Below are 24,629 nucleotides of genomic sequence, written 5' to 3' on the forward strand. Positions count from 1 at the left end.
AGTGGCATCCCGAATGAGGAAGTCTTAATTTTTCTCAACATTTTCGGGTGTTCTGGTAGATTAGGGCCCGTGTCCTGGAAATCCGAAATCATGCAGCCCGTGAGCCGAGGGCCACGTCCGCCGGCGTACGCGCTGGCGTTGCTGCGCATGGTCTGCGGCGTCGTGCTGGCGTGCCTGTGTTCGGCGGCGCTGGCCAGCGGGCCGCGCAGCCTGCGCTTCGAGCGCGTCGGCCTGGAAGAAGGGCTGTCGCAGGAATCCGTGCTCGCGATCCTGCAGGACCGCGACGGCTTCATGTGGTTCGGCACCCAGGCCGGCCTGAACCGCTTCGACGGTTACCGCAACCAGATCTTCCGCAACGATCCCAATGACCCGTCCAGCCTGGCCGACAATTTCGTCCAGGCCGCGTACGAGGATGGCCAGGGCCGTCTGTGGTTCGGTACCCGCGGCGGCCTCGTGCGGTTCGATCCCGCGACCCGGAAATTCGTGCGCCTGCCGTTCCTCGCCGGCAGCGAGCGCACCGCGCGCAACAGCGCCGTCACGGCGATCATCGGCGATGGCGCCAGCGGCCTGTGGGTCGGCACCGGCGACGGCCTCGTGCACGTCGATCCCGCCACCGGGCGCTTCCACCCGCTGCGCCACGACGGCGCCGACGCCGGCAGCCTGCGCGACGACCGCGTCACGGCGCTCGCCCTCGACCCCCGCGGCGGCCTGTGGATCGGCACCGGCGTCGGCCTCGACCACCTGGCGGCAGGCGCCGTCCGCTTCGACCATTTCGACATCGACGCCGCCGGCGGCAGCAAGCGCAACGCCGTGGTCGCGTTGTCGATGGGGCCGCGCGATACGCTCTGGATCGGCACCGACGCCGGCCTGGACGCATGGCGCATCGGCCAGGGGCCGCCGCAGCGCCACCACGTCGGCGCCGACGAAGGCATGAACGACGGCCGCGTGCGCACCCTCTATCACGACCAGGGCAGCAACCTCTGGGTGGGCACGGAACTCGACGGCCTCAAATGGCGCGACCCGACGAGCGGACGCTTCGTCGCCTACACCAGCCAGCCGCTCGACCGCCACACGCTGTCGGACAACCAGATCACGTCGATCTGGGTCGACCGCACGGGCACGCTGTGGGCCGGCACGATGTTCGGCGGCGTCAATCGCGCGGACCTGGCCAGCGGCGGCTTTTCCCGCTTCTCGATGCTGCAGGGCCAGGTGGACGACGTCAGAAGCGCGCGCAAGATCCGCAGCATCGCGATCGGCGCCGACGGCCGCCTGTGGCTGGGCACGACGGGCGGCGGCATCCTGCATCTCGACCCGGACAGCGGCCGCGCCCGCGTGCTGCGCCACGACCCGGCGAATCCGGCCAGCCTGCCGGACGACGTCGTCAACAGCGTGCTGCCGGGGCGCGGCCGGCTGTGGGTGGGCTCGCCGAGCGGCCTGTCCTGGCGCGACCCGACGACCGGCCGCTTCACGCCGATGCCGCTGGGCCGCGAGGCCGGCGCGAACTGGATCCAGTCGCTCACGCTCGATCGCGCCGGGGCGCTGTGGATCATCACCCGCGGCGGCCTGTTCATGGTGGAGCCGGACGGCCACACGCTGCACGGCTGGCGCCACGATCCGGCCGATCCGCGCAGCCTGGGCGAGAATTTCGGGTTCGACGTGCTCGAGGATCGCGCCGGGGCGATCTGGATCGGCACCGAGAATGGCCTCGACCGCTACGACCGCGCGACCGGCACCTTCACGCACTACCGCCACGATCCGCGCGACCCGGCCAGCCTGGGCCACAACCGCATCTACTATCTGTACGAATCGGCGCGCGGCGACCTGTGGGTCGGCACGGCGGGCGGCCTGCAGCGCGTGGAGCGGGACGCCGGCGGCAAGGTGACGTTCCGCCTGTTTCCGGTCACGCCCGCGCGCGAACAGGTGCCGATCGGCGCCATCCTCGAAGACGGCAACGGCCAGATCTGGGCCAGCACGACGGTCGGCCTGACCCGCGTGGACCCGGAGACGGGGCGCTACAAGAATTACAGCGCGAAGGACGGCCTGACGGACGGCTCGTACTTCGTCGGTTCGGCGGCGCGCGGCGCCGACGGCGAACTGCATTTCGGCGGCATCAACGGCATGACGTCGTTCCAGCCGGAGGACATCCGCGACAATCCGTTTCCGCCCACGGTGGTCATTACCGACTTCCTCGTGTTCAACCGGCCGCGCGCGCTGCCCGTCGCCGTCGACCGCCTGCACGACATCCGCCTGAGCTACCGCGACACCGTGTTCACGCTGGAATTCGCCGCGCTGCATTACGCCGACCCGCAAGCGAACCGCTACGCCTACCGGCTGCGCGGCTTCGACCGGGACTGGACCGAGACGGATGCCCGCAAGCGCTTCGCCACCTACACGAACCTCGATCCGGGCGACTACGTGTTCGAGGTGCGGGCCGCCAACAAGGACGGCGTGTGGAGCGACAAGCCGACCACGCTCGCCATCTCGATCCCGCCGCCGTTCTGGATGACGTGGTGGTTCCGCCTGTTCGCGGCGAGTGTCCTGGCCGGGTGCGCCGTCGCCCTGTACCGCCTGCGCGTGCGGGTGCTCGTGCAGCAGAAGGAGCGCCTGGAGCGCCAGGTCGGCGCGCGCACGGCGGAACTCGTGCTGCAGAAGGAGCACGCGGAGCGGCGCAAGCAGGAGGCCGAGGCGCAGAAGGAAGCGGTGGAGCAGGCGCGGCGCAACATCGCGTTGTTGTCCGACATCGGCCGCGAGCTGACGGCGAACCTGGACAGCGAAGCCATCATGGCGAATGTGTTCGGCCAGGTGCGCCAGCTGATGGACGCGCCCCTGTTCGCGATCGGCATGGCGCGCGCCGACGGGCCGCCGGACTATCCGTACGTCGTCGAGGACGGGCGCCGCGTGCCCGCGGCGGGCCGCTTCCCGGCGCGCGTGCGCGGGCTCGCCGAGTACTGCCTGGCGACCGGCGAGGAGATCCTGATCGGCGACCTGGCCCGCGATTACGCCCGTTTCGCGGGCCTCGTGCGCGACGTGCTCGGGGGCGACGCGGCCGGCACGGACGGCGCAACGCTGCCGTCGCCGCGTTCCCTGCTGATCGTGCCGATCCTCGTCGGCAGCCGCGTGCTGGGCGTGATCACGGTGCAGAGCGGCCGTCCCGGCGCCTACCAGAACGTGCAGCTGGACATGCTCAGCACCCTTGCGTCGTACGTCGGCGTCGCGCTCGACAACGCCGACGCCTACCGCCAGCTCAAGGAAACCCAGGCCCAGCTGGCGGCGCGCGAAAAACTCGCGTCGCTCGGGTCCCTCGTCGCGGGCGTCGCGCACGAATTGAATACGCCGATCGGCAACAGCCTGCTGATGGCCAGCACGCTGGAGGAAAAGACCGACGCGCTGGCCGATCGCTTCACGCGCAACGCGCTGAAGAAATCGGACCTGGAAACGTGGATCGCGGCGGCGCGCGAAGCGGCAAGCCTCATCGTGCGCAGCCTGAACGCGGCGGCGGACCTCGTGAACAGTTTCAAGCAGGTGTCGGTGGACCAGGCCAGCACGCAGCGGCGCCGCTTCGACCTCGGCCAGGCCTGCCACGAGATCGCGGCGACGATGATGAACCAGGTGCGCCGCGCCGGCCACACGCTCGAGCTGCGCGTCCCGCCGGGGATCGCGATGGACAGCTATCCCGGGCCGTTCGGCCAGGTCGTCATCAACTTCATCAACAACGCGCTGCTGCACGGGTTCGACGCGCCGGGCGGCCGCATGCTGCTCGAAGCGAAGGCGCTGGACGGCGAGCGCGTACGCATCGAGTTCCGCGACGACGGCCGCGGCATCGCGCCGGAGCACCTGTCGCGCATCTTCGATCCGTTTTTCACCACGCGGATGGGGCAGGGCGGCACGGGCCTGGGTCTCAACATCGCCTACAACCTCGTGACGACGCTATTGCAGGGGACGATCCGGGTCGAGAGCGCGCCCGGCCAGGGTACGGCCTTCATCCTCGAGCTGCCGCTGCGCGCGGCGCCCGGCGGCGCGTAATGCGCACTGGGCGCGGGGCGCCCGCGCAACGTACTTGCGTTGGGTGGGCGGCCTCCGCCCACGCGGACGCCGGCACCACGCGAACGTCACGCGCGGGCACGGCGTGCGCACGCAACATCAAACGACGTTGGTCGGGCTGCCGGCCGCCCACGCCTCCAGGTTGTCGACCAACATATCGGCCAAGGTCTGCATCGCCCCGGCGCTGGCCCACGCCACATGCGGCGTGAGCACGAAATTCGGCAGGCGCAGCTGCAGCAGCGGATTCTCCGGCACCGGCGGCTCCTTGCTCAGGACGTCGAATCCGGCGCCCGCGATCGTGCCGTCCGTCAGCGCCCGCGCCAGCGCCGCTTCGTCCACGAGGCCGCCGCGCGCCGTGTTGATCAGGATGGCGCTGCGCTTCATCGTGGCCAGCTCGCGCGCGCCGATCATGTGGCGGGTCTGGTCCGTCAACGGCAGGTGCAGGCTCACCACGTCCGACGTGGCCAGCAGCTCGGCCAGCGGCAGCGGCGTGACGTCGGTGTCGGCGACCGCAGAACGCGACGCGACGGCGACCTCCATGCCGAACGCCCGCCCGATCTGCGCCACGCGGCGCCCCAGCGCGCCGTAGCCGACGATGCCGAGGCGGCTGCCGGCCAGGTCGCCGATCGGGTGGTCGAGCAGGCAGAAGCGCGTCGACCGTTCCCAGCGGCCCGCCTCGACGTCGGCCGCGTAGGCGCGCAGGTTGCGGCGCACGGCCAGGATCAGCGCGAAGCAGTGCTCGGGCACGGAGACGAGCGAGTAATTGCGGATGTTGGCGACGACGATGCCCCGTTCGCGGCAGGCGGCGAGATCGACGTTGTCGGTGCCGGTGGCGGCCACGGCGATCATCTTCAGGTCCGGCAGTTGCGCGATCGCGTCCGCGCGCAGCGGCACCTTGTTCGTGATGGCGATGGCGGCGCCGCGCAGGCGCTCCACGACGTCGGCGGCGTTCGTGGCGGGGTAGTCGCGCCAGCGGTGGTCGAAGGCGGGCTTGCGGATGTCGGCGATCAGGCTGTCGCGGTCGAGGAAGACGATGTCGTGCATGGTAGGCCCGGATGAGGAGGGACCGCCATTGTAGAACGCAGACGAAAAAAAGACAGGGCGAACCCTGTCTTCCGAGGATGGGGGGCTTGAGCCGGTTCTGCGCCGCCGGCGGATTACTTGGCGGCGTCGGCTTTCTGGTCTGCGTGTGCCGCGGCCTTGTCGGCTGCGGCGTCCACCTTGGCTTTGGTGGCTTTCTTGTGTGCCTTGGCTTTCTTCTTCGCGGCGTCGGCCTTGGCGACGGCGACGTCGGAATTGGCTTCGGCGGCTTTTTTCTCCAGCTTCGCGTCGGCTTTCACGTCGGCCTTCTCTTCCTTGGCTTCGGCCTTGGCGGCTTTCTTGTCGGCCTTGACCTCGGCCTTGGTGGCCGGCGTCATCGTCGTGGCCGGGGTGGCCGTGGTCTGGGCGTACACCGACGTTGCGAACAGGCCTGCGATCAGGGTGGCGACGATTTTGCTCATGGCGATGTGTCCTTCAGGGCTTGTTGAGAGAGGGATGATTCCCGTGCTACTGGGCGAGAAACGCGGCCCGTCCACGACCCGTTGACGATCCTTTACATCCGGTTACAAAGTACGTACGGCAATACGTTTGCCAGCATGCGGTTTGACACTGGAAATTATTCCAACGATACTCTGGCGGCACTACCAGTGCACCCCAACAACATCGACACCACAGAGACGCCCGTGAGAACACAACACTCCCTCCGTACGACCCTGACCGCCATCGCGCTCGCCACCGCGGCGCTGGCGGCACAGGCCGCAGACACCGTCCACATCGATCCGCAGCACCTGTCGCAGGACGTCAAGGTCCTGTCCTCCGACGCGTTCGAAGGCCGCGGCCCGAACACGGCCGGCGAGACCAAGACCGTCAACTACCTCGTCGAGCAGTTCAAGGCCGCCGGCCTGCAGCCGGGCGGCGACCTCGTCAACGGCAAGCGCGGCTGGACCCAGGACGTGCCGCTGGGCCGCTTCGAGATCCAGGGCCCGGTCCGGATGACCGTGAACGCGGGCGGCAAGACGCAGACCTATGCGCAAGGCAACGAAGTCGCCGTGCGCGCCGCGATGACGGGCGCGAAGACCGTCGATTTCAAGAATGCCCCGCTGGTGTTCGTCGGCTACGGCGTGACCGCGCCGGAACGCAAATGGGACGATTTCAAGGGCCAGGACCTGAAGGGCAAGCTGGCCGTCGTGCTGATCAACGACCCGGACTTCGAGACGGGCAAGGGCGATTTCGGCGGCAAGGCCATGACCTATTACGGCCGCTGGACCTATAAATACGAGGAGATGGCACGCCGCGGCGCGCTGGGTACGCTGATCGTCCACGAGACGGCGCCGGCCTCGTACGGCTGGGCCACGGTGAAGAACTCGAACACGAACGTCCAGTACGACATCGTGCGCAAGAACCCGCTCGAGACGCATGCGCCGGTCGAAGCCTGGATCCAGCGCGACGTTGCCGTCGACCTGTTCAAGCACGCCGGCCTGGACTTCGACAAACTCAAGAAACAGGCCCAGACCCGCGCGTTCAAGCCGGTCGAACTGAAGGGTGTGACGATGTCCGCGCACTACGCCGTCGACGCCAAGGTCATCACGTCGAAGAACGTGCTGGCGATCCGTCCGGGCAGCGAGCACGCGGACCAGGTCGTGATGTACAGCGCGCACTGGGACCACCTGGGCGTCGGCCTGCCGGACGCGAAGGGCGACAAGATCTACAACGGCGCCGTCGACAACGCCACCGGCATCGCCGCGCTGCTGGAGCTGGCGCGCGTCTACGCCAAGGCACCGGCGCCGCAACGCAGCGTCGTGTTCCTGGCGGTGACGGCGGAAGAGAAGGGCCTGCTGGGTTCGGAATACTATGCGAACAACCCGGTCTATCCGCTGGCGAAGACCGCCGGCGTGATCAATATGGATGCGCTGAGCCCGTACGGTCCGGCGCGCGACTTCACCATCTCCGGCAGCGCCAAGCTCGACCTGCTCGACCGCCTCGTCGCCAAGGCGAAGCAGAACGGCATCAGCTATGCCGCGGATCCGAAGCCGGAAGCGGGCCACTTCTTCCGCTCCGACCACTTCTCGTTCGCCAAGCACGGCGTGCCGGCGGTCTCGTTCGGTTCGGGCGAGGACTGGGAGCAGGGCGGCGTCGCGGCGGGCAAGGCGGCCGAGGAGAAATACGTGGCGGTCGCCTACCACCAGCCGGCGGACGAGTGGAGCGCGGCGTGGCCGTTCACGGGCATGGCGCGCGACCTCGGCGTCCTGTATTCGGTGGGACGCGACCTGGCGGATTCGTCGGCGTGGCCGAACTGGTCCAAGGACTCCGAGTTCCGCGCGGCGCGTGACGCGAGCGCCGCCGAACGCAAGTAATTTGCGGCGAACGCGGGCTCGTGGGGCCGCCCTGCGAGCTGCGGCATCCGTAGGGTGGGCACCCCGTGCCCACGAGCGCACCACCACACGGTGAGAAACGCGGGCTCGGGGAGCCCGCCCTACGAGCTGCGGCATCCGTAGGGGGGGCACCCCGTGCCCACGAGCGCACCACCACACGGTTAACTGGCGAACAGTCGCGTCCGCACCGCTTGCCTACACTGAGGCAAATAGATGCCGAGGTGATGCCATGCCCGACCCATTAAAGCTGTACAAGGCCAAGCGCGATTTCAAGATCACGGCCGAGCCCAAGGAAGGCGGCGAGGCCAGCAAGGGGCTTCTCACCTTCGTGATCCAGAAGCACTGGGCCACCCGTCTGCACTACGATTTCCGTCTGGAACTGGACGGCGTCATGAAGAGCTGGGCCGTGCCCAAGGGCCCCAGCTTCGACACCCACGACCGCCGCATGGCCGTGCACGTGGAAGACCATCCCATCTCGTATTCCGACTTCGAAGGCACGATCCCGCCGCAGCAGTACGGCGCCGGCAAGGTCATCGTCTGGGACAAGGGCACGTGGGAACCCGTCGGCGACCCGCGCAAGGGCTTCGCGAAGGGCGAGATCAAGTTCGAGATGCATGGCCACAAGATGCACGGACGCTGGGTGCTCGTCCGGCTGCGCGGCCACGAGGACGACAGGCAGGAGCCCTGGCTGCTCATCAAGGAGAACGACGAGTACGCCCGTCCGGCCGCCGGATTCTCCGTCGTCGACGAGATGCCGGACAGCGTCAGGGACCTGCCGATGCCCGCGTCGGGCGCCGCCGCGGCCGCGAAGCCGGCGCGCAAGGCCGCGGCCAAGCCGAAGCGCGGCGCGCCGCCCGACGGCGCCGTCAAGGCCGACCTGCCGGCGACGCTGGCGCCGGAACTGGCCACGCTCGTCGACGGCCCGCCGGCCGACACCGAAAACTACATCTACGAAATCAAGTTCGACGGCTACCGCATGCTCACGCGCGTGCAGGGCAAGGACATCCGCTTCGTCACCCGCAACGGCAACGACTGGACCGCCAAGCTCGGCCCGCTGCAACAGGAGGTCCGGCGCATGAAGCTGCCGGACGGCTGGTACGACGGCGAGATCGTCGTGCACGACGAGAACGGCAAGCCGAACTTCAACCTGCTGCAGCTCGCGTTCGACGGCTCCAACACGGCGCGCATCGTCTACTTCGTGTTCGACGTCCCGTACTGCAAGGGGTATGACCTGCGTGACGTGCGCCTCGATGCGCGCCGTGCGTTGCTGCAGGACGTGCTGGCGGCAAAGCCGTCCGACATCGTCCGGTTCTCGACCGAGTTCGGGACCGACCCGGCGCAGCTCGTCGTCGCCGCGTGCCAGATCGGGCTGGAGGGCGTGATCGGCAAGCGGCGCGACTCGCGCTACGTGACGCGCCGCTCGCCCGAGTGGATCAAGCTGAAATGCGGGCAGCGCCAGGAATTCGTCATCGGCGGCTATACCGATCCGCAGGGCTCGCGCACGGGCATCGGCTCGCTGCTGCTCGGCTACTACGACAAGGATGGCGTGCTGCGCTACGCGGGCAATTGCGGCAGCGGATTCAATGGCGCGTCGCTGCGCCACATGCGCGCCGCGCTGGAACAGATCGCGACGGACAAGAGCCCGTTCCCGCCGCGCGCCGTGCCGGGCCGCACGAACCACTGGGTCAGGCCGGAGCTCGTCGCCGAGGTCAGCTTCTCGGAATGGACCGCCACCGACTCCATCCGCCACCCCGTGTTCCAGGGCCTGCGCAAGGACAAGCCGGCGCGGAGCGTCGTGCGCGAGCTGCCGAAGCACATGCAGGCCGAGGCGCCGCCGGCGGATGCGAAGCCCGCGCGCAAGCGGGCGGCGAAGAAGGCCCCGGCCGCGGACGACGCGTTGCCCGGCAACCTGCCCGCCACGTTCAAGGTCACGCACGGCGAGCGCGTGATGGATGCCGAGAGCGGCGTCACGAAGGTCGAGATGGTGCGCTACTACGCCCTCGTCGGCACCTTGATGATGGCATACCTGAAAGGCCGGCCCGTCTCGCTCGTGCGTGCGCCCGAGGGCGTGGGCGGGGAGCTGTTCTTCCAGAAGCACGTCGGCGACACGCGCAAGATGCCCGGCGTCGTGCGGATGGACCAGGCGCTCGATCCCGACCACCCGAGCATGACGGCGATCGCGACGACCGAGGGCCTGCTGTCGAGCGCCCAGTGGAACGTCGTCGAGATCCACAGCCAGAACGCGACGGCCGGCCACTACGACACGCCGGACCGCATGGTGTTCGACCTCGACCCGGGCGAGGGCGTCGAATGGCCGGCGGTGCAGGAAGCGGCGCAGCTCGTGCGCGCCTTCCTGCAGGAGCTGGGGCTGAACCCGTTCCTCAAGACCAGCGGCGGCAAGGGCCTGCACGTCGTCGTCCCGCTCAAGCCGAAGCTCGACTGGGACACGGTGAAGGATTTTTCGCACGCGATCGTGGACCACCTGGCGCGGACGCTGCCCGAACGCTTCTCGGCCAAGAGCGGCGCGAAGAACCGCGTGGGCCGCATCTTCATCGACTACCTGCGCAACGGCCGCGGCGCGACGACCGTCGCCGCGTGGTCGGCGCGGGCGCGCCCCGGCCTGGGCATCTCCGTGCCCGTGCGCTGGGAAGAGCTGCCCGGCCTGAAGTCGGGCAGCCATTGGACCGTCAAGACCGTGCACACGCGGCTCGACGAAGGCAATGCGCCGTGGGCGGACTACGCCAGGAGCGCGACCACCCTCACCAAGGCAATGAAGGCGCTCGGGTTCAAGCCCGGCAAGCAGTAACCCACCGAACGGCGGCGCGGGCCCGGGCGGCCCGCCGCACGCCTCCCCGGCGGCGGAGCCGCGTACAGGTCCGGCTACCAGATTCCCGCGCCGCACGGGACTACCTGTCCATTTGTTAATTCGCTGGCAAATTTCATTTGTCGGTTTGGTGATTTTGCGAATTGCTGCTCTTCCATTAAAACTCACAGAATGTCTTCGGCGTGGGGGTCGTCCAACTTCACTTCATTCGATCAAAAATACGAACTACGACGGAGATAACTGGAATGAAAATCAATCGGTGCACAAAGGCGCTCATCGGGAGCGTGTTCGGCGGCGTCCTCATGGCCGGGCTGATCGCGGCACCCGCGCAGGCCCAGGGCTACACCTGGCAAAACGTGCAGATGGTCGGCGGCGGCTATGTCGACGGCATCATCGCCCATCCCGGACAGCAGGGCCTGTTCTATGCGAAGACCGACGTGGGCGGCGCCTACCGCTACAACGCGGCCACCGCCACCTGGGTCCCGCTGAACGACTGGACGCCGAGCGCCAACAATAACTGGATGGGCGTCGACAGCATCGCCGTCGACCCGAGCAATCCCAGCATGGTCTTCATGTCCGTCGGCGCCTACGACAGCTGGGCGTACGTCCCCGCCGGCGCGATCCTCGTGTCGTCCAACCAGGGCGCCACCTTCACCGCCCACCAGATGCCGTTCCCGATGGGCTCCAACAACACGGGCCGCGACGCCGGCGAGCGCCTGCAGGTCGACCCGAACAACGGCAACGTGCTGTTCTACGGCACCCGCAACGACAACCTGCCGACGCCGTACAACAACGGCATGAACGGGCTGTGGACCAGCACCGACAAGGGCACCACGTGGACCCAGGTCGCGGCCGGCAATGCCCCGCCGCTGTCCAGCGACGGCACCGGCGCCGGCATCGTCTTCACCGCGTTCTACAAGCCGTCGCTGGCCAACGGCCGTACGCAGACCATCTTCGCCGGCGTCTCCGACAGCAAGGCGCCGTCGACCCTGTACGTCAGCACCGACGCCGGCGCCCACTGGAGCGCCGTCAGCGGCGGGCCGGGCGCGACGAGCGCCGGCGGCATGTATCCGAACCACGGCCTGATCGGCCCGGACGGCAACCTCTACATCACCTATGGCAATTCGCCCGGCCCCTACGGCATGAGCAGCGGCCAGGTGTGGAAGTACAGCGTCGGCCAGAATACCTGGCAGAACATCACGCCGCTCGCTCCCACCTCGTCCGATTCGTTCGGCTACGACGGCCTGGCGCTCGACGCGAAGAAGTCCGGTACGCTCATCGTCACCACGGTCGACCGCTACTCCAACGGCGACACGATCTTCCGTTCCACGAACAGCGGCAACTCCGGCAGCTGGATCGACCTGAAACCCAAGGCCACGATGAGCTGGACGCAATCGCCGTGGGCGCCGTGGGGCCATCCCACCGGCTTCCAGGGCTGGATGAATCCGGTCATCGATCCGTTCAACTCGAACAACGCCTTCTACGGCACGGGCGGCGGCATCTTCGGCACCACCAACCTGACCGCCGCCGACAGCGGCCTGGCCACCAACTGGGCCGTCGCCGCCAAGGGGATCGAGGAGACGGTGCCGCAGACGATCGCGTCGCCGACGTCGGGCGCGCCGCTGATCGCCGCGATCGCCGATGTGTGCGGCTTCGTCTTCAATTCGCTGACGACGCCGCCCAACTCGATGATTTCCACGACCAGCGGCACCGGCGTCGGCGGCGCCTGCACGTTCGGCAGCGGCATCGACTTCGCCCGGGGCAATCCGGCCAAGATGGTCATGGTCGGCAGCAATCCGTACTCGAGCCCGGTGCCCGTCGGCGTCGTGTCCTCCAACGGCGGCAGCAGCTGGACCGCTTTCCCGACCCTGCCGGCCGGCATGAAGAAGGGCGAAGGCTCGGTCGCCGTCAGCTTCGACGGCAACTCCATCGTCTGGTCGCCGCACACGGACGACAACCTGCACCCGGTCTACACGACCAATGGCGGCGCGTCGTGGACCACCATCTCGTTCTGGGGTAACACGCTGCCCGTCGGCGCGAAGGTCCTGTCGGACGGCGCGCAGAACGTGTTCTACGCGTGGCAGTCGGGCACGACGAACTTCTACGTCGGGAACGGCGCCGCGAGCTGGTACCAGGCGGCCGCGCTGCCGGTCGCGCCGACGCAGGTGACGGCTGTGCCGGGCCGCGGCGGCGAAGTGTGGATGGCGGCCGGCTCGGGACTGTACAAGAGCACCAACTCGGGCTCGTCGTGGAATGCGCCCATCACGATCACCTATTTCGGCTACGCCTTCACCCCGACGTCCATCGGCTTCGGCAAGGCGGCCGCGGGCGCGAGCTACCCGGCCATCTACTCGGGCGGGCAGTTCTCCGACGGCACGACGGGCCTGATGCGCTCCATCGACGGCGGCACGACGTGGACGAAGATCAACGACGGCAACCACCAGTGGAGCGGCATCAGCCAGGTCGTCGGCGACATGCGGACCTTCGGTACGGTCTACCTGAATGTCGCGGGCGGCATGGGCCGGGGCATCATCTACGGCACCTCGGCGAACTGACGGTGCGCGGCACGGTGGTATGCTGTCTGCCACCGTGCCCGCTCACCGCAACGAATCTCGAAAGACAGACGTGAAACACTTGCCCCTCGCCGCCGCCGTCACCCTGTTCAGCGCCGCGTGCGCATCGGGCGCCTACTGGGGGCTGCCATGGTTCCAGCCGCCCGTGCGGGCGGTCGTGGCGGCATCGCGGGCGGGTGTGGCACCACCCTCCATCGACGCCGCCGCGGGACTCTTCGGCGGCGCGCCGGCCGGTGCGGCGGCCAGCGCGTTCCAGCTGAAGGGCGTCATCGACGCCGGGCCGGAAGGCGTGGCGATCCTCGCGATGGACGGCAAGCCGGCGCAGGCGGTCGGCATCGGCAGGGAGGTCGCACCGGGCGTGCGCGTGCGGGAAATCCACCAGCGCTACGTGCTGCTCGACGACGGCGGCGCGCTCAAGCGCCTCGACCTGCCGGACAGCGCGATCGCCGGCCTGGCGCTCGTCGCGGCAGCGGCGCCGCTGTCCGACACGTCCGCGTCCGCGCCCGCGCGCGCCGAGGCGCCGCGCACACCCGTCACGGTCGCGCGGTCCGGCGGACCGATGCCGCCGCCGGTCATGAATCCGAACCTGGCCAGGACGCCCGGCCAGGTGCCGGACCAGATACGGCAGATGCAGGAGATGCAACAAATGCAACAAATGCAGCGGATGCACAGGCCGTCCGGCATCGGCCCCGCGGCGTTCGGCGCGAAGCCGGTGGGCTGAGCGGCGCGGCTCAGGGGGCCGGCGGCGCCGGCATCGTGAAGCGGGCCAGGTCGTCGATGCCGAGGCGCGTCTCGATGGCCGCGATCCGCTTGACGGCATCCTCGAAGCCGTCGTGTCCGAACATCCGCTTCTCGATCTCCTCGAACCGTTCCGACATCTCGTCGTAGGCCTTGCCGGACAAGGCATCCTTCCAGGCCGGGAAGACGATCGTGTCCTCGCGCGCCGCATGGTGTTCGTACATCAATTCGAAGGCCTCGAGCGCCTGCGCGAGCGGCAGCGCGTTGCCGCTCGCGATCCGGCCCCGGGCCGTTGCGCGCAGCACGTACGCCGTGAGCTGGCGGCCGCGGTCGTGCTGGGCATGCAGCACATCGACGTAGCCCGCGGCCGGGCCCTTCGTCCTGCGCACGGCGGGAAAGATGTGCTCTTCCTCCAGCTTGCGTTCGTGGTAGTCCTCGCCGAACGTGCGGAACAGCTGCGCCGTCTGCGTCAAGGCGTCGGCCGGCACCCGGGCCGGATCGCTGCGCAGGCGCGCCGCCGCGGCGCGGTAGACGAGCAGGGCGCGGCGCAGCACGCCGTGCTCGCGCATCAGGTCTTCGGCGGCGCCGACGTCCTTGCTCCTGTCCTCGGCCGCACCCGCGGCCGCGGCGATGCCGCCCGCCGCCAGGACGAGGAAACCGCGCCGCTCACGTCGAATGTCGTCCATGCGTCACTCCGTTGTCGTCCACGGGGTCGCCCCGCTCGTTGCGCACGATGGCGCGGATGTTCATCGCCGCGAGCCCGGCCTGCAGCGCGATCAGCGCCCATGCGCCGTCGTGCAGGCCCCACACGATCCACAGGACGTTACTCGCGATGAAGGTCCAGAACCCGACGACGCGCTTCCTGGCGTGGCGCGCGCCGACGAGGAAGGCGGCCGCCAGCGTCACGGCCATCGCCGGCCATTGCAGCAGGTCCAGCAGCGTGTCGACATCCACTCAGGCGGCCTTCCTGCGCCGCGCCGGCGCCGTCTTTGCGGCCGTCTTCGGCGCAGCCCTGGCGGCCGTCTTCGCCGCTGTCTTCGTCGCCGTCTTTGCCGACGTGGACTTCGCGGCCGTCGTCCGCTTCGCACCCGCATGCGTGGCCGCGTGCGCGGGGGCCTTGCGCGCGCGCGGCGGCGGGGTGTCGTCCGTGTCGTCGGCGGCGGCGCGCGCCGGCTTCTTCGCCCTGGCCGGCGGCGGTTCGTCGTCGCCGTCGTCGCCGTCGTCGTCCGCCGCGGCTCGCGCGGGCTTCTTGCCCAGGCTGGCCTGCAGCAGCGAGACGAGGTCGATGACGTTCGTTTTCGCCGGCTTCTCTTCCTCCGGCTCCGGTTCCGTCAGGGTCTTGGTCTGGTTGGCGGCGACCTTTTTCTTGATCAGCGCCAGCACGTCTTCGCGGTAGGTGTCGTGGTACTGCTGCGGCTTCCACTTCTCGCTCATGCCTTCGACGAGCGCCTTGGCCATCTGCAGTTCCTTGTCCGTGACCTGCGCCGCCTTCGAGTCCGCGCCCGGGATCTTCAGCTCGTCGATGGGGCGGATCTCGTCCGGATAGCGCAGCGTGTTCAGCACGATCGTGTCGCCCACGCACACGAGGGCGGCGAGATGCTGCTTGACGCGGATGACGACGTTGGCGATGCCGATCTTGCCCACTTCGCGCAGGGTCTCGCGCAGCAGCGCATAGACCTTGTCGCCGCCCTTGCCGGGCGCGAGGTAGTAGGGCTGCTCGTAGTAGATCAGCGGGACCTGCTCGGCGTTCACGAACGCGATGATGTCGATCGACTGCGTCGCTTCCGGATTGGCGCGGCGCAGGTCTTCGTCCGTCAGCACGACGTATTCGCCTTCCTTGTATTCATAGCCCTTGACGATGTCGTCCCACGACACTTCCTTGCCGGTCGCCTTGTTGTAGCGCTTGAAGCCGATCGGCGCGAAGTCGCGCCGGTCGAGCATCGTCAGGTCGAGCCCCTGGTCGCTCGCCGCCGGATACATCTCGACCGGGATGTGCACCAGCCCGAAGCTGATCGCACCTTTCCACATGCTGCGTGCCATCTGGCTCTCCTCGAGGTTATTCGCCCACCGATCCCGTGATCGGCAGGACGACGCCGGTGACGTAGCCGGAACACACGTTCGACGCGAGATAGACGTATGCCGGCGACAGCTCTTCCGGCTGGGCCGGACGGCCGAACGTCGTGCTCTGGCCGAACTTGGTGATGTCTTCCGGCGACTGGTCGGCCGGATTCAGCGGCGTCCACACGGGGCCCGGCGCGACGGCGTTCACGCGGATGCCCTTGTCGAGCAGGTTGGCGGCGAGGGACATCGTGAACGCGTGGATCGCGCCCTTCGTCGTCGAATAATCGAGCAGCTTCTTCGACCCCTTGAGACCCGTCACGGAGCCGGTGTTGACGATCGACGCGCCGCGCTTCATGTACGGCAGGCAGGCCTTCGCCATATGGAAGTAGCCGTAGATATTGGTCCGCATCGTCTCGTCGAAACGGTCTTCGGTGAGGTCGAGCAGCGACTCGGCGTGTTCCTGGAACGCGGCGTTATTCACCAGCACGTCCAGACGGCCCCACCTGGCGACGATCTGGTCGACGGCCTGCTGGCAGAATTCCATGTCCTTGACGTCGCCCGCGATGGTCACGCACTTCTGGCCCTCGGCTTCGATGTAGCGCTGGGTCTCGGCGGCGTCCTCGTGTTCGTTCAGGTACAGGACGGCCACGTCGGCGCCTTCGCGCGCGAACAGGACGGCGACGGCGCGGCCGATGCCGGAATCGCCGCCCGTCACGATCGCGACCTGGCCCGCCAGCTTGCCGCTGCCCTTGTACTGCTCGGCCATGAACCTGGGCTTGAGCTCCATCTGCGCCTCGAGGCCCGGCTTGGCCAGGTGCTGGGCGGGGAAGTCGCCGCTCGGCTGCTGGATGCCGGTCTGGGCCGCATTGCTCCCGCCCGCGCCGCTGCCCTGGTCGCCCTTCTGCATGCTGGCGTCGCGCTGGTCCTGGCGGTTCTGGATCGCCTTCTGCTTGTTCGCTGCATCGTCCTGTGTTGCCATGGTCCTCTCCTTGTGCATGATCCCGCCAGTATTCCCGCGCCGGCCGGACGCTGACGGTGCGCTTCCACACATTGCGAGCATTTGCTAGGCGTTACAGGTGCTTTGTGGCAAACTTGTTACGTAACAGTGCCAGGGGTGGATGATGGTGGAGCAAACGGAACAGGAAGCAGGGCGGACCGGGATTTACCTCAGTCCGATGGCGCAGCGGCGCGCCGAATTCGCGGATGCGTGCGCGTCCCTGTTCGCGCGCCTGCACCTGGCCGACAGCGCCGACGTCGCCGCCAGCCTGCTGGCGCGCGCGCAGCCGGACCTGCTCGTCATCGACCTCGACCGCTTCGAACCGAGCATCGACCTGGATGCGCTGGGCGACCTCGTCTCCCGCCGCGCCGGCCTGCCCACCTTGCTGCTGTGTCCCTTCGGCGGCGCCGGGTGGCTGCCTGAGCTGATGGCGCGCGGGCCCGTCGGCTATGCCGTCACGCCGCTCGATGCGGCCGCGCTGCGCGCGGCGGTGGAGGTGCGCCTGGCGGCGCCGGACGCCGCCGGGGCGGCCGCCGATGCGGTCGACCTGCGCACCTTGCTCGACCTGCGCGCCCGCGTGCAGGCCGCCGTGATCGATGCGGAGGATGCGCACACGCTGTCCGAAGCCCTGTGCGCCGCCCTGTGCGCGTGGCCGGGCGTGCTGCACGCCGGCGTGTTCCTGCTCAAGGACGGCAACGACTTGCAGCTGGTCGCCCAGCAGGGACCCGACGGCCTGCTGCTCGGCGCGCTGCTGCAGCGCACGGACCGCCTGCTGCAGGCGCCGCTGCGCCACGCCTTCCCGGGCCTGCTGGCCGCCGCCGGCGGCGTCGCCGCGCTCGTCGAGGCGCCGGAACAGCCGGGCGAACCGGCGCTGGCGGCGGGCTTGCGCGCGCACGGCGTCGCGCAGGCGCTGGGCCTGCCGATTCCGGCCGACGGTCCCGGCGCGCCGCGCGGCGCGCTGTCGCTGCTGTTCGGCGCCGCCCGCGCATTCTCCATCGACGAGTGGAACACCTTGCTCGACGTGGCGCGCCTGGCCGCGCTGGGCCTGCGCCACGCCGCCCTCGGCCAGGAAAACGACCACCTGCTGGCGCGCCTGACCTACATCTCGACGACGGACGCCTTGACCGGCGTGGCCAACCGCCGCCACGGCGAGGAATTGCTGGACAAGGAAATCAAGCGCGCGCGCCGCTATCGCGTGCCGCTCGCGCTGCTGTCGTTCGACATCGACCGCTTCAAGGCCGTCAACGACACCTATGGCTATCCGGTCGGCGACGTGGCGCTGCGCACCGTGGCCGACACGGCGCGCGCCGTGCTGCGCGCCAGCGACATCCTGGTGCGCTCGGGCGGCGAGGAATTCCACATCATTGCGCCGCACACCAGCGCCATCGACGGCCTCAAGATGGCGGAAAAGGTGCGCGTGGCGATCGAGCAGGCCGAGATCCCCGGCTGCGACCACGTGACGGTGAGCCTCGGCGTGGCCCAGCTGGGGGACCAGGAGAGCGGCGATTCGCTGACCCAGCGCGCCGACGCCGCCCTCGCGCGCGCCAAGCGCGCGGGGCGCAACTGCGTAGAACTGGCGATGCAGTGAGCGGCCGCGGTGTGCCGGCGCCGCGCCGCGCCGACTTGGCCGGCGATGTGGGCGCGGGCATCGTCGTCGCCATGATGATGATCCCGCAGGGCATGGCGTACGCCCTCGTGGCCGGCCTGCCGCCCGTGGCGGGGCTGTACGCCAGTATCGTGCCGCCGCTGTTGTACGCCTTGTTCGGCACGAGTTCCACGCAGTCCGTGGGGCCGATGGCCATCATCTCGCTGATGACGGCGTCCGCGCTGGCGCCGCTGGCGGTCCCCGGCAGTGCGCTGTACGGCGTGCTCGCGGCCCAGCTGGCGCTCGTATCCGGCGCCGTGCTGCTCGCGTGCGGCCTGCTGCGCGTGGGCTTCCTCGCGAACTTCTTTTCGCGCCCCGTGATGAGCGGCTTCACGCTCGGCTCGGCCGTCGTGATCGCGCTGGGCCAGGCGCGGACCTTGCTGGGCGCGGTGCCGCCGCAGGTGCACGGCCCCAGCGCCATGCTGGGCGTCGGCAGCATCGCGCTGCTGCTGTTCGCACGCCGCTGGCTGGCGCCGCTGCTGCGCCGGCTCGGCATGCCGCCCGGCGCGGCCGATGTCGCGGCGAAGCTGGCGCCGATGCTGCTGGTGCTGGGCGGTATCGCACTCGTCGCGGCGCTGCGCCTCGACCGCATGGGCGTGCAGGTGATCGGCGCGGTGCCGGCCGGCCTGCCGCGCCTGGCCCTGGCGACGTCCGCCGTGCATTGGCAGGCGCTCGTCAAGCCGGCCTCCCTGATCGCCTTCATGAGCTTCCTGATCGCGATGTCGGGCGCACAGGCGCTGGCGCTCAAGCGCGCGGAAAAGCTGCACACGAACCGCGAACTGGTGGGCCTGGGCCTCGCCAATATCGGCAGCGCGCTGTCCGGCGGGTTTCCCGTGACGGGCAGTCTGTCGCGTTCCGCCGTGAATTTCGCGGCCGGCGCGCGCACCCGGCTGGCGGGCGTCGTGACGGCGGCGCTGCTGGCCGGCGCGCTCGTGCTGCAGACCGGATGGCTCGCGCTGCTGCCGCTGCCGGTACTGGCCGCGACGATCATCGTCGCCGTGCTGGGCCTGCTGGACTGGTCGACGCTGCGCACGTCATGGCACTACGACCGCGCGGACGCGCTGGCGCTGCTGGCGACGGCCGGCGGCGTGTTGCTGCTCGGGGTGGAGGCGGGTGTCGTGCTGGGCCTGCTGCTGTCGCTGGGGACCATGATCTGGCGCGAGAGCCGGCCGCACATCGCCGTGCTGGGCCGGATTCCGCACACTGAGCATTTTCGCAATGTCGACCGCTACACGGTCGACACGGACCGCGGCGTACTGTTGCTGCGCATCGATGCGGGCCTGTTCTTCGGCAATATCGAAGCCGTCACCCGGCGCATCGAGGAAGCACTGGCGGCGCATGGCGACGCGCGCGAGCTCGTGCTCGTGCTGTCGGCCGTGAACGCCATCGACAGTTCGGCGCTGTTCGGCCTGCTGGACCTGAACCGGGTGCTGGCCCGGCGCCACATCCGCCTGCACCTGGCCGAAGTCAAGGGGCCGGTGCTCGACCGCCTGCGCGCGTCGACACTCTTGCGTGAGCTCAGCGGCCGTCTCTTTTTGAGCACAGCCAATGCCTGGGATGCCCTCGCACGGCACGACACATGATTGCAAGCAAATCCCAGCTGTGGCAGGATGGAACCAAGGTTTTAGAGAAAAGGTGGATATCATGCCGCGCCCCAGCACTATCGTTATTCTGTTGTCAACCGTCGTCCTGGTCGCCCTCGGTTTCGCCGCCGCCGTCCCGGCCGGCATCGCCCTCGCGCTGACGTTCGAACTGGCCGCTTCCAAACGCGACGCCGACCGCGCGCGCGCCCTGCGCCCCGTCCGCGTGGCCCGGCCACTGCGCCGCCGCTGATCGGCGCCGGCCTTCCTCCGCCCGCCTGACCGGTATCCGCTGCCGGCCGGGCTCGCCGGCACGCTCCGGGTTTCCCTCGTCGCCGCGCGCGACCGTCCCGCGGCTTCACGCTCGTGTTGCCGTTATTGCATCCCTCAGAAATTGACCGGCGCCGAGGCCGGCCTATGCCTGCTTGCGCGCGCCGTCCGCCCGCTGCGCCGGGTCGCCCAGGCGGATCGGCGCCGCGTCCTGCGGGTACAGCGCACGCACGCCGTCATAGACGTGGGCGATGGCGGCCATGTCGGCGGCTTCGTCGCCCGTCATCGTCAGCGTGCGGGTGACGTCGATGATCTTCCGGCCATAATCCAGCGACACCAGCAGCACCGGCACGTCCGCGGCCAGCGCGATGCGGTAGAAGCCGCTCTTCCAGTGCGGCCGGTAGCCGCGCGTGCCTTCCGGCGTGATGGCCAGCCAGAACCAGTTCGACGCGTGCATCGTCTGCGCGAGGCGCAGGATCGCGCCCTGCGGCGCGCTGCGGTCGACGGCCACGCCGCCCCAGTAGCGCATGATGGCGCCCATCGGGCCGCGGAACAGCGAATCCTTGGCGAGCCAGCGGAACTGCAGGCCGACCGCCCATTTGGCCAGCAGGCCGACGAAGAAATCCCAGTTCGACGTGTGCGGATACACGACGGCGATGCCGTGCGGGCCGGGCAGGGGCTTGAAGTAGAGATTCCAGCCGATCGCGTTCAGCATGCGCAGCGCGGTGCGCTGGCCCCAGGTCGGCATCGCCTCGGGGCGCATCAGGTATTCTTCCATGTTCTCTCCATGCGGGCGGGCCGTATGCGGCCTCTGGTCTGGGCTTGACAGTGTTTCAACCGGGGCGTCTCCGCGCAATATCGATTGCGCCCCAGCAAGCAAACCGGGCATTTTATAGCGCTACCAAACGAGGGACAAGCGAAAATACTGGAAGCGTTGCGGTCCCGTCGGTATCATCCTTGCCTCTCGAACAAGGATTTTCAAGATGGACATCACGATTTTTCACAACGCACGCTGCGGCACGTCGCGCACGACACTGGAAACCATCCGCGCGGCCGGCGTCGAGCCGCGTGTGGTCGATTACCTCGCGCAGCCGCCTTCGCGGGACGAACTCAGGGATATGATCGCCCGTGCGGGCCTGACGGTGCGCGCCGCCGCGCGCAGCAAGGAAGCGCTGTTCACGGAACTGGGCCTGGATGATCCCGCGACGACCGACGACGCCCTGCTGGACGCCATGGTCGCGCATCCGATCCTCATCAACCGGCCCTTCGTCGTGACGCCCAGGGGCGTGCGCCTGTGCCGGCCTTCCGAGCTGGTGCGCGAGATCCTGTAAGCGAGCCCGCCAAGGCGCGTCGCGGCAGGCTCGCGCTCGCCGGGAACCGTTCCGGCAGGCTCGCGCCCGCGCGGTCCGTTCAGTGCTGGGCGGCGCCGATATCCACGGGCTCCTTCGCGGGGCGTACCTTGCCGTAGAAATCCGGCCCGGTATCGCCCTCCGGCAACCCCTTGCCGATCGCCGGCGAATCCTGCTCGAGGGCGAAATCGGGTGTCCCGTCGCGCGTGTATGCGACGAAGCGGGGCGGGGCGTCCACCGTGCCGCTGTGCGTCATGCCGTCGGCCAGGTGCCAGTCGCCTTCCGGGTTTCCGAACACGAGGTTGTTGCGGTAGATGTTGTGGGGGCCCGTCGCGCCCTGTTCCGAAATGCCGTAGCGGTTGTCGTACACGATGTTGTTGACCACCCGCGTGTGGTCGTTCGGCCCCTCGGTGTGATAAAAATCGCCGCCGCCGACGACGATGCCCGTGTTCGACGCCGTCACCGTATTGTTCGCGACGACGACGTCGTGGGCGTCGTGCCACAGGTGGATGCCCGCCTCGGCGACGCGGTAGACGACGTTGTTGCGGATCGTGGCCGGCGTGTTCACGTAGATGCCCTGCACCCAGCGGCAGCCGGGCGGGCCGATGTCGTGCACGCTGTTGCCGATCACGTCGGAATGGGTGCCCTTGTAATAGCTGTCCACGCCGATGCCGGAGCCGCCCGCGCTCGTGCACGGCACGGTGATGGCGACGTGGTGGACGTGGTTGCCGACGATGCGGTTGTACGACCCGCCGCTGTAGATGCCCGTGGTCCAGCGGATGCCGGCGCTGGCCTCCGGCCCGTCCAGCCCGGAGCTGCCGTCGACGTCGAACCCTTCGATGTCGACGTAGCTGGCGCGGTTGTCCCAGCCCTGCGCGGTGGTGGACACGGGCGGCGGCACGATGCGCGCGCGCCAGCGCTCGGTCGCGCGGAACACGATGCGGGCATTGGCCCGGCCGTCGACCGCCGTGCGGAACCCGCCGCGGTAGGTGCCGGGCAGGACGTTGACGATCGTGCCCGGCGTCACGAGCTGGGCGGCGCGTGCCAGCGAGCGCAGCGGCGCGGCGCGCGTGCCGGGATTCGTGTCCAGGCCGTCCGGCGCGACGTACAACTCGGTGGGGACGATTTCGGGCGCGACCGTCACGGCGGGCGCGTCCTTCATCGTGCAGGCGGCGAGCAGGGCGCAGGCGAACATGTACAGCAAGGTGCGCAGGTGGCGGATCGGTGTCATGGCGGGGCCCGGGACGGTCGCTAACGGCGCAAGTTTGCCGTACATCCCCGGCGGCGCGGCTGTCTGCCTCAATCGAACGTTTGATGCCGCTTAAACCGGACGCGCGCGGGCGGCGGCGGTGCGATATCGCTTGCCGCTGCGCAATGGATCAGATTCGTTTTGACATCGGGAAAGCACGGGTGGTATAGTCGTCCGGCTTCGATTGGTAACGTTTCCAATCGCGCGCCGAACATCAACAACGGGAGACACGATGACGACGAGACGAGACGCAATGCGGCTGCTGGGTGCCGCGACCCTGGCGGGCGGGCAGATGGCCGTGGCCGGCCGATCCGCGGCAGCGCCGGCGCCCGCGCAAGGCGCCGGCGCTGCGGCGGAGCCGGGTGCCGGCTGGCAGGCCGTCACGTCCGCCCCGGGCGCCGGGCGCTTCGTCGCGCGCCCGCTCGGCGCGTTCCAGCCGGCCGGCCAGCCGCCCGAGACCGACATCGACGTGTTCGTCGACACCACGAAGCGGTTCCAGGAAGTGTTCGGTTTCGGCGGCGCCGTCACCGACGCCGTCGCCGAGGTCCACGCGGCGCTCACCCCGGCGCAGCAGCAGGCTTTCCTGACCGCGTACTTCGACCCGCGCGCCGGCCTGGGCTACAGCGTGCTGCGCACCACGATCCACAGTTCCGACTTCGGCAGCGGCAGCTACACGTACGTGCGCGACGGCGACCGCGCGCTCGCCTCGTTCAGCATCGCCCCCGACCTGAAGCTGCGCGTGCCGCTGCTGCGCGCGGCGCTGGCGGCCGGGCGCGCGCACGGCACGGCCGTGCGCGTGTTCGCCAGTCCCTGGAGCGCGCCGGCGTGGATGAAGTCGAACGGCAGTATGGTCGGCGGCGGCAGTCTGCTGCCGGAATACCGCGACACGTGGGCGCGCTACGTCGTCAAGTTCGTGCAGGCGTACGAGGCGGCCGGCGTCCCGCTGTGGGGCCTGAGTGTGCAGAACGAGCCGATGGCGAAGCAGACGTGGGAATCGATGATGTTCAGCGCCGAGGACGAAACCCGCTTCCTCGGCGACCATCTCGGACCGGCGTTGAAGGCGGCGGGCCTGGGCGGCAGGAAGATCATCGTCTGGGACCACAACCGCGACCTGCTGCCGCAGCGCGCCGCGCACATCCTGCGCGATCCGAAGGCGCGGCCCTACATCTGGGGCGTCGGCTACCACTGGTACGAGACGTGGGCCGGGGGCGAACCCATGCACCGCAACGTCGCCGCCGTGCACGAGGCCTGGCCCGACGTCAACCTCCTGATGACGGAAGGCTGCATCGAAAAATTCGATCCGGCGCGCCTGCAGGACTGGGCCAATGGCGAGCGCTACGGCAGCCAGATGATCGCCGACCTGAACGCCGGCGGCGTCGGCTGGGTCGACTGGAACATGCTGCTCGACAGCCGCGGCGGCCCGAACCACAAGAACAATTTCTGCTTCGCGCCGCTGCATGCGAGCGACGACGGCCAGCTCGTGTTCACGCCCATCTACACGGCCATCGGCCATTTCAGCCGCTACATCCGTCCCGGCGCGCGCCGGGTGAGCGCCGCGACGAGCCGCAGCACCCTCGACGCCACGGCATTCCGCAATGCCGACGGGCGCCTGGCGGTCGTCGTCATGAACCGCAGCGACCAGCCGGTGCGCTACCGGCTGTTCGTCGACCGGCGCGAGGTGGCGGTCGAGATTCCGGCGCGGGCGATCCAGACCGTGGTCGGTTGATTCATCCGTAGTGCATGCGCCGTCGTTCCCGGCCTGGCCGGCCGCCGTGGCGGGAACCCGGGTGCGGGCAGTCGCCGCGCATGCAAACTTGGGCCCCCGCCTGCGCGGGGGCGACGGCAAGATCGATGCGGGAGGATTTCCGCAAAGAGCGTCGTCTCCAGCA

18 protein-coding genes are annotated in these 24,629 nt (G+C 69.2%); 10 read left to right on the forward strand and 8 right to left on the reverse strand.

The genetic code is table 11. From position 1 onward, the window contains the following. Nucleotides 1-90: 90 nt before the first annotated feature. Complete coding sequence (locus ASC93_RS18500) at nt 91-4,023, forward strand: two-component regulator propeller domain-containing protein (protein ID WP_082548148.1); 3,933 nt, start codon at nt 91-93, stop codon at nt 4,021-4,023. A gap of 117 nt (nt 4,024-4,140) precedes the next feature. On the opposite strand, the gene ASC93_RS18505 is transcribed toward ASC93_RS18500, so the two are convergent. After that, the gene (locus ASC93_RS18505; RefSeq protein WP_056445536.1) at nt 4,141-5,085 is read right to left on the reverse strand and encodes a D-2-hydroxyacid dehydrogenase; all 945 of its coding nucleotides are present in this window, start codon (nt 5,083-5,085) and stop codon (nt 4,141-4,143) included. A 113-nt stretch (nt 5,086-5,198) separates the two neighbouring features. Further along, on the reverse strand, nt 5,199-5,543 hold the full coding sequence (locus ASC93_RS18510) for a hypothetical protein (protein ID WP_056445543.1): 345 nt from the start codon (nt 5,541-5,543) through the stop codon (nt 5,199-5,201). Nucleotides 5,544-5,765: 222 nt separating this feature from the next. Between ASC93_RS18510 and ASC93_RS18515 the strand changes: the two genes are divergently transcribed. From ASC93_RS18515 to ASC93_RS18530, 4 genes are all read left to right on the forward strand, one after another. Then, nucleotides 5,766-7,436 (forward strand): M28 family metallopeptidase, encoded by a 1,671-nt coding sequence (locus ASC93_RS18515; protein WP_229412782.1) that lies wholly within the window; start codon nt 5,766-5,768, stop codon nt 7,434-7,436. Nucleotides 7,437-7,683: 247 nt separating this feature from the next. After that, the gene (gene ligD / locus ASC93_RS18520) at nt 7,684-10,260 is read left to right on the forward strand and encodes a DNA ligase D (RefSeq protein ID WP_056445546.1); all 2,577 of its coding nucleotides are present in this window, start codon (nt 7,684-7,686) and stop codon (nt 10,258-10,260) included. A 263-nt stretch (nt 10,261-10,523) separates the two neighbouring features. Further along, nucleotides 10,524-12,833 carry a sialidase family protein gene (locus tag ASC93_RS18525; RefSeq protein ID WP_056445549.1) on the forward strand — a complete coding sequence of 770 codons (2,310 nt, stop codon included), beginning with the start codon at nt 10,524-10,526 and terminating at the stop codon, nt 12,831-12,833. 70 nt (nt 12,834-12,903) lie between these two features. After that, nucleotides 12,904-13,572: a type II secretion system protein N gene (locus ASC93_RS18530; protein WP_162251923.1), complete on the forward strand. Its 669-nt coding sequence runs from the start codon at nt 12,904-12,906 to the stop codon at nt 13,570-13,572. 10 nt (nt 13,573-13,582) lie between these two features. Here the strand turns inward: ASC93_RS18530 and ASC93_RS18535 are convergent, their stop codons facing one another. Genes ASC93_RS18535 through ASC93_RS18550 form a run of 4 tightly spaced genes read right to left on the reverse strand, consistent with a single transcriptional unit; the run spans nt 13,583 to nt 16,629 of the window. Further along, a complete protein-coding gene (locus ASC93_RS18535; protein WP_056445555.1) occupies nt 13,583-14,275 on the reverse strand; it encodes a hemerythrin domain-containing protein in 693 nt (230 codons plus the stop codon). Then, nucleotides 14,256-14,543 (reverse strand): hypothetical protein, encoded by a 288-nt coding sequence (locus ASC93_RS18540; protein ID WP_307189012.1) that lies wholly within the window; start codon nt 14,541-14,543, stop codon nt 14,256-14,258. The genes ASC93_RS18535 and ASC93_RS18540 overlap by 20 nt, the downstream gene beginning before the upstream one ends. Beyond that, entirely contained in the window at nt 14,544-15,629 is a 1,086-nt protein-coding gene (locus ASC93_RS18545; protein WP_056445557.1) for a Ku protein, read from the reverse strand. 16 nt (nt 15,630-15,645) lie between these two features. Continuing rightward, nucleotides 15,646-16,629, reverse strand: a complete 984-nt coding sequence (locus ASC93_RS18550) for an SDR family oxidoreductase (RefSeq protein ID WP_082548151.1) — start codon at nt 16,627-16,629, stop codon at nt 15,646-15,648. Nucleotides 16,630-16,771: 142 nt separating this feature from the next. Here ASC93_RS18550 and ASC93_RS18555 point away from each other — a divergent pair, with 142 nt between their 5' ends. From ASC93_RS18555 to ASC93_RS30915, 3 genes are all read left to right on the forward strand, one after another. Further along, entirely contained in the window at nt 16,772-18,235 is a 1,464-nt protein-coding gene (locus ASC93_RS18555; protein ID WP_056446015.1) for a diguanylate cyclase, read from the forward strand. Then, on the forward strand, nt 18,232-19,875 hold the full coding sequence (locus ASC93_RS18560) for a SulP family inorganic anion transporter (protein WP_229412783.1): 1,644 nt from the start codon (nt 18,232-18,234) through the stop codon (nt 19,873-19,875). The genes ASC93_RS18555 and ASC93_RS18560 overlap by 4 nt, the downstream gene beginning before the upstream one ends. Before the next feature lie 91 nt (nt 19,876-19,966). Further along, a complete protein-coding gene (locus ASC93_RS30915) occupies nt 19,967-20,125 on the forward strand; it encodes a hypothetical protein (protein WP_157202001.1) in 159 nt (52 codons plus the stop codon). 162 nt (nt 20,126-20,287) lie between these two features. On the opposite strand, the gene ASC93_RS18565 is transcribed toward ASC93_RS30915, so the two are convergent. Beyond that, on the reverse strand, nt 20,288-20,920 hold the full coding sequence (locus ASC93_RS18565; protein ID WP_056445564.1) for a 1-acyl-sn-glycerol-3-phosphate acyltransferase: 633 nt from the start codon (nt 20,918-20,920) through the stop codon (nt 20,288-20,290). Between the two features lie 205 nt (nt 20,921-21,125). On the opposite strand from ASC93_RS18565, the gene arsC reads away from it, so the two are divergent. Then, entirely contained in the window at nt 21,126-21,473 is a 348-nt protein-coding gene (gene arsC, locus ASC93_RS18570; RefSeq protein WP_056445567.1) for an arsenate reductase (glutaredoxin), read from the forward strand. Between the two features lie 79 nt (nt 21,474-21,552). Here arsC and ASC93_RS18575 read toward each other — a convergent pair whose 3' ends face one another. Next, nucleotides 21,553-22,722: a DUF1565 domain-containing protein gene (locus tag ASC93_RS18575; protein ID WP_157202002.1), complete on the reverse strand. Its 1,170-nt coding sequence runs from the start codon at nt 22,720-22,722 to the stop codon at nt 21,553-21,555. 250 nt (nt 22,723-22,972) lie between these two features. On the opposite strand from ASC93_RS18575, the gene ASC93_RS18580 reads away from it, so the two are divergent. After that, entirely contained in the window at nt 22,973-24,466 is a 1,494-nt protein-coding gene (locus ASC93_RS18580; protein ID WP_200958360.1) for a glycoside hydrolase family 30 beta sandwich domain-containing protein, read from the forward strand. Nucleotides 24,467-24,629 lie beyond the last annotated feature (163 nt).

Source organism: Massilia sp. Root335, from assembly GCF_001425685.1.
GTDB lineage: Bacteria > Pseudomonadota > Gammaproteobacteria > Burkholderiales > Burkholderiaceae_D > Telluria > Telluria luteola.